Source organism: Streptomyces sp. NPDC006510, from assembly GCF_040611955.1.
Taxonomy (GTDB): Bacteria; Actinomycetota; Actinomycetes; order Streptomycetales; family Streptomycetaceae; genus Streptomyces.
Window position 1 is genome coordinate 69,060 of record NZ_JBEXPH010000018.1, and the last position, 6,332, is coordinate 75,391.

The 6,332-nt window shown below is 71.1% G+C and carries 5 protein-coding genes; 4 read left to right on the forward strand and 1 reads right to left on the reverse strand.

The annotated features are described in order from the left end of the window. Window positions 1-12: 12 nt before the first annotated feature. Complete coding sequence (locus ABZY11_RS08960) at window positions 13-1,029, forward strand: hypothetical protein (RefSeq protein WP_356478480.1); 1,017 nt, start codon at window positions 13-15, stop codon at window positions 1,027-1,029. 35 nt (window positions 1,030-1,064) lie between these two features. On the opposite strand, the gene ABZY11_RS08965 is transcribed toward ABZY11_RS08960, so the two are convergent. Further along, window positions 1,065-1,631: a DUF4291 domain-containing protein gene (locus ABZY11_RS08965; RefSeq protein ID WP_356478481.1), complete on the reverse strand. Its 567-nt coding sequence runs from the start codon at window positions 1,629-1,631 to the stop codon at window positions 1,065-1,067. A 234-nt stretch (window positions 1,632-1,865) separates the two neighbouring features. Here ABZY11_RS08965 and ABZY11_RS08970 point away from each other — a divergent pair, with 234 nt between their 5' ends. The 3 genes from ABZY11_RS08970 to ABZY11_RS08980 form a co-directional block, all read left to right on the forward strand. Beyond that, window positions 1,866-4,088, forward strand: coding sequence for an ABC transporter substrate-binding protein (locus ABZY11_RS08970; protein WP_356478482.1), 2,223 nt, complete (start codon window positions 1,866-1,868; stop codon window positions 4,086-4,088). A 23-nt stretch (window positions 4,089-4,111) separates the two neighbouring features. Beyond that, on the forward strand, window positions 4,112-5,482 hold the full coding sequence (locus ABZY11_RS08975) for a serine hydrolase domain-containing protein (protein WP_356478483.1): 1,371 nt from the start codon (window positions 4,112-4,114) through the stop codon (window positions 5,480-5,482). Between the two features lies 1 nt (window position 5,483). Further along, window positions 5,484-6,332 (forward strand): M20/M25/M40 family metallo-hydrolase (locus tag ABZY11_RS08980; RefSeq protein ID WP_356478484.1); only part of this gene is annotated, 849 nt, incomplete at its 3' end.

Genomic DNA, 6,332 nt, shown 5'->3' on the forward strand with positions numbered 1-6,332 from the left:
TACGCTGCTCCGATGCACCGCACGACGCCTCCTCGACCGGTCGACATCACCAACGAGTTTCCGGAGCTTGCTCCGCTGGCACGTACGGCGGTGCGGCTGCACCCGCGCCCGGGGAAGCCGGCCGTCGGGGACAGCTCCGTGGGCGGACCGTTGCTGTGGCCACGGGACGAGCCGTGGCCCATCTGCCCGGAGCACGCGGGCCCGTGGCACCTCGGGTTCGCGCCCGACGAGGTGCGGGACAGCCGCCGTGTCCTGACCGCGGCCTGGGCGCGTGCGGAGGGCAACCGCCTGGACCTCACCCCGCAGGAGCGGGAAGTGCTGGACCGGATCGGCTACAGCGGTCGCCGCATCCCGCAGAACGGGCCGGTACCCCTGCTGTCAGTCGCCCAGCTCTACGCACGTGACCTCCCCGCCGCCGAGGGCGACAGCCTGTGGCCCGGACCGCAGGCCACCGATCTGCTCCAGGTGCTGTGGTGTCCCTTCGAGCACGGCGACGAGTGCCTTCCGCAGGTGCGCCTCGTGTGGCGGAGAGCCGCGGAAGTCGGTCCGCTGCTGTCCACACCCCCCGAGCCGTCGGTGATCGACAACGGTGACTACCTGCCCAGCCCCTGCGTGCTGCACCCCGAACCGGTCACCGAGTACCCGGCACCGCACGAACTGGACGAGGAACTCGCCGAGCGCGTCAGGGATTGGGAGGAGCCGCGCGACTACCTGTACCAGTACGCCCTGTCCGTGGCGCCGGGATGGAAGATCGGTGGCTGGGGCAACTGGAGCTTCTGCGATCCGTGGCCCATGGGGTGCCCGGACTGCGGCGGGCCCGTCCGTCCGTTGCTGACCGTCGACAGTACCGAATGGGACAATGAACAGAGCTGGCGCCCCGTCGAGGACGAAGCCGCCTGCGCGGCACCCGGAGTGGTCCACCCGCAGCCGCAGGAGCCCACCCAGGTCACCATCGGCCGCGGCTACACCATGCAGGTCTACTCCTGCGAGCGGTCCTTCGGGCACACCGCGCTCCAGGTGATGCAGTAGCCCGCCGCAAGTGGCGGCATCCACCGTCCTGCCGCTCACGCGTCCATGCGAAGGCCCTTCGCGATGGCCGGGGGCACCGGATAGATCCGCTCGGGCGGGAGCAGCCGCTGGGCCTGGGTGCTCCGGCCGCTCTGTCTGAGCGCCGAGATCTTCTGGGCCCGGGGCGTGACGTCGGTGATGTCGACGACCCACTCCTCGGCGAACGTGCGGATCAGACCGCGGCCGACCCCGACCTGGATGCTGTAGTGGTTGAGAGCGGCTCCCCGCAGTGAGCGTTCGGGATCCCACTGGACGTGCACGGGAGCCTGGGCGACAGCCGACGGGTCGGCCGTCGTCAGCACGGCCCGCGAGAGCGCCTCCTCCCATCCGGCCCGGGTGATCCGTACCGCCAGGATCCGCTCCTGGCCCGGCTTCTGCGCCCAGTTGCTTCGGTGCATGAGCCAGCGGAACGACGGCTTGATCCAGGTCATCCGGTTGAACGAGAACGGTGCCACGAACCGTTTCGCCCGCAGAGCCGGACCGGCGACAGCCGGTGAGTACGCCTGGTAGACGACGATGGTCCGGGCGTCGTAGTCGGCCCGTATCTGGTGCAGCGCGGTCATGCGCCACAGGCTGTCAGGCGCCGGAACTCATCGCGATCGGTTTTCCCGGCATCCGGAAGTATTTCGTCCAGAACCCCTCCGGAATCTCTCCGTCCTTGTGTCCGGGCGCCCGTCTTCGGTGCGGCGCACCGTCGGGGAGCCCATTTTTTGTGCGGTGCGACCACTCGGAGCCGGTCGGGCGCTGCCTACTGTTCCCTCACTCGGCGGCGGCGTGCCGCTCCCTGGGAGGTGACCATGGCCAGCACCGCAGGAAAACGAACGGCCCGCAGGACCCGGACGACGGCCGCGGTGGTCACGGCGCTCGGCCTCGTCGGTTCCGCGGCCGCGTGCGGCGGCGGTACGTCCGCCGGCGGCGGTGACGGGTCGACGGTGACGGTCGCCGCCTCCGGTGATCCCGGCAGCCTCAGTCCCACCACGGCGCTGGCCAGCACCGCACTGGCGATGAACTCCTTCGCGTACGACACGCTCGTGCACATCGACGCCGACGGTTCGCTGGTTCCGGGAGTGGCCGAGAAGTGGTCCGCCACGACCACCTCGGCGAAGTTCACCATCCGTCCCGGCGTCACCTGCGAGGACGGCTCGGCGCTCACCGCCGAGGACGTGGCCGCCGAGTACAACCACATCGCCGATCCGAAGAACCAGTCGCCGATGCTCGGCCTCTCGGTTCCCGTCACCGCTGTGGCGAAGGCCGACAAGGCGACCCGGACGGTCACCGTCACCACGACGAAGCCCGCGCCGTTCATCGTGCAGATGGCCCGGCTGCTGCCGCTGCTGTGCGAGAAGAGCCTGGCGAGGCCGACGGCACTGGCCAGGACCACCAACGCGAGCGGCCCCTACCGGCTGACCGAAGCCGTTCCGGGCGACCACTACACCTACGTCAAGCGTGACGGATACCGCTGGGGCCCCCGCGGGTCCAGCGGCGCCGGCCTGCCCGGCAAGGTGGTGGTCAAGGTGGTCGCCAACGAGTCGACCGCGGCGAACCTCCTGATGGCCGGTCAGATCAATGTCGCCCTCATCAACGGTGCCGACCAGGACCGGCTGGACGCGGCCAAGGTGAAGTACCGGAGCTCGGAGGCGCTGTTCGGACAGCTGCTGTTCAACCAGGCCGCCGGCCGTCCGACCGCCGACCTCGCGGTACGCAAGGCCCTGGTATCCGTGCTGGACCTGAAGCAGCTGGGCAGCGTCGCCACCGGTGGGAAGGGCCGACCGCCCACCGGCATAGGCGAGATCACCCCCACCCCCTGCGCCGGCGACACGGTGACCGGCAACCTCCCCGCCCATGACACGGTGCGGGCAGCCGCCGCACTCACCGCGGCCGGCTGGACGAAGAGCGGCGGCACCTGGACCAAGGACGGCAAGCCGCTCACCGTCGGGCTCAACTACGCGACCAACCAGAACGACATCGTGTTCTGCGCCCGGGACCGGGGCGCCACCCGCCTGTACCGGGTGGACGCGGCCGGGATCAGCGCTTCCCCACTGCCCGCCGGCACCGGGGTCAGCGGCTGCTCGGTCGCCGCGAAGGCCGGGCGGGCGGCGGTCGTGGTCTCCGACGCGTCGCGCTTCGCCGAGGTCGTGCTGCTCGACCTGGACGCCTGGACGCCCGGGGAGGCCGGGCAGCCGTCGACCGGACGGCAGCCCGCGCGGCTCACCGACCACATGGTCCGGTCGCTGCCCGAAATCGCCCTCCACCCGGTCACCGAACGCGAGTTCAGCATCGCGGACGGCACGGTCGTGCACGGCATGATCACCCGTGCCGCGGACACACCCCCGGGCGGCCCGCTGCTGGTGGACGTGCACGGCGGCCCGCAAAACGCCTGGGCCCCGCACTCCGATCCGGCCCACCTCTACCACCAGGAGCTGGCCTCGCGGGGCTGGACCGTCCTGACGCTGAACGTCCGCGCCAGCGACGGCTACGGCGAGGCGTTCTACACGGGCGCCGTGGGCGCCTGGGGCGAGACGGACGAACAGGACGTCCTGCAACCGGTCGCCGCCCTCGTCGCCGAAGGACTCGTCGACCCGGAACGGATTGCGCTCACCGGCTACAGCTACGGCGGCTATCTGACCTGCTGGCTCTCCACCCGCAGCGACCTCTTCGCCGCCGTCGTACCGGGCGGCGTCCTGGTCGATCTGAAGAGCATGGCCGGCACCTCCGAAGAAGGACACCTGATCGCCCGCTACGAGATCGGCGACCCCGAACGGCTGACGGAACTCTCGCCGCTCAGCCATGCCGACGCGGTACGCGCACCCACCCTGATCCTGCACGACGGCGCGGACGACACCTGCCCGGTGGGCCAGGCCGAGCAGTGGTTCCACGCGCTGCGCACCCGGGACGTACCGGCCCGGCTGGTCGTGTACCCCGGCAGCTCCCATCTGTTCCTCCTGGACGGCCGGCCCTCGCACCGGGAGGACTACTCCCGCAGGCTGATCGAATGGGTCACCACGCACACCAACCGCTGAACGAAACGGAATCGGAGCACGACATGACCGACACCACCGAGCTGTCAGCCCGCTGGACCACCCGGCTCACCGAACTCACAGCCCGTCACTCCGTCCCCGGCGCCGGTCTCGCCATCCTGCACCGCGGCGAGATCGTTGCCGAGGCCGCCGTCGGCCTGGCCAACACGGAGGCCGGGATCGAGACGACCACCGACACCCTCTTCCAGATCGGCTCGATCACCAAGGTCTGGGCCACCACGGTGGCCATGGCCCTGGTCGACGAGGGCCTGCTCGAACTGGACGCCCCCATCGTCTCCGTACTCCCCGAACTCCGCCTCGCGACCGATGAGTTGACCCAGGGAGTGACGCTCCGGCACCTGCTGACCCACACCAGCGGCATCGACGGCGACCTCTTCACCGACACCGGTCGGGGCGACGACTGCCTGGAGAAGTACGTCGCGCTGCTGGGCGACGCCACCCCCAACCACCCGCTCGGCGCCACCATGTCGTACTGCAACGCGGGCTTCACCCTGCTCGGCCGGGTGCTGGAGGTCGTCACCGGCGTCCAGTGGGACGAGCTGATGCGCGAGCGCCTGTACCGGCCGCTCGGCCTGACGCACACCGCGACCCTGCCGGAGGAGGTGCTGCGCTTCCGCGCCGCCATCGGACACCTGGGGAGCCCGCCGGAGCAGGCCCCGATGTGGGGGCTGATGCGCTCGGCCGGACCGGCAGGACTGATCTGCTCCACGCCGCGCGAAGTGCTGGAGTTCGCCCGGCTGCACCTCGACAAGGGCGTCACCGGGGACGGTACGAAGCTCCTCTCGGAGGAGTCCGTCGCCGCCATGCAGACCCCCCAGGTCGAGATCCCCGACCCGCACATCCTGGGCAACGCCTGGGGGCTCGGCTGGTTCCTCGACACCTGGGACGGACACCGGGTGTACGGACACGACGGCGGCACGATCGGCCAGAACGCCTACCTGAGGATCCTGCCCGAGGCAGAGCTGGCGATCTGCCTGCTCACCAACGGCGGCGACACCTCGGGCCTCTACCGGGACGTCTACGCGGAGATCGTCCAGGAGCTGGCCGGGGTGACGATGCGCACCACCATCGAGCCCGCGACCGAACCGGTGCCGGTGGATCCCGCCGACTACGTCGGTGTGTACCAGCGGCTGTCCAGCCGGATGGAGATCGTGGAGCGGGACGGCGGCCTGGTGATGCTGGACCGGATCACCGGACCACTGGCAGAACTGGCCCCCGACACGGAGAAGGAGTACGAGCTGCGCCCCGTCGAGCCGGGGCTGTTCGTCGTGCAGCGGCCGGGGTTCAAGCTCTGGGTCCCGGTCGTGTTCTGCACACTCGCCGACGGCACTCCGTACATCCACCACGGTGGCCGCGCCACCCCCAAGGTGGGCTGACGTGACAGCGATCGTCACCGCCCTGGAGGCCGGGCTGCCGGTCCTGCTGGCCGATATCGAGGAGCTGGTCCGCACCGAGTCGCCCAGCGACGACCTGGCCGCGGTCACCGACTGCGCCCGGGTCGTCGCCGAGATCGGCACCCGGCTGACCGGCGCGGCGCCCGAGTGGATCGACGGTTCGGGCCGCCCTGCCCTGCGCTGGCGCTTCGGCTCCGGCGACCGGGCGCTGCTGCTCGGCCACTTCGACACGGTGTGGCCGGTGGGTTCCCTGGACCGCCACCCCTTCGAGGTGACCGGCGGCCGGCTCACCGGCCCCGGCTGCTTCGACATGAAGGCCGGGGTGGTGCAGCTGTTCCACGCACTGTCGGTCCTCGACGACCTGGACGGGGTCTCGGTCCTGCTCACCGGCGACGAGGAGATCGGCGCCCCGACCTCGCGCGCCCTGATCGAGGCCGAGGCCCGCCGGACCGGGGCCGCACTCGTCCTGGAGGCGAGCGAGGGCGGCGCGCTGAAAACCGCGCGCAAGGGGATGTCCGGCTACGAGCTGGCCATCGCCGGGCGCGCCGCGCACGCCGGACTGGAACCCCACCGGGGCGTCAACACGACCACCGAACTGGCCCACCAGGTCCTGGCGTTGTCCGCCCTTGCCGATCCGGCGGCCGGCACCACGGTGACACCGACCGTGGCCACCTCCGGCACCACGTGCAACACGGTGCCCGACACGGCCCGGCTGCTGGTCGACGTACGCGTCGAGACGGCCGCCGAACAGGACCGGGTGGACCGTGCCGTGCGCGGCCTCCGACCGGTGCTCGACGGCGCCTCGCTCACGTTCTCCGGCGGCCCGAACCGG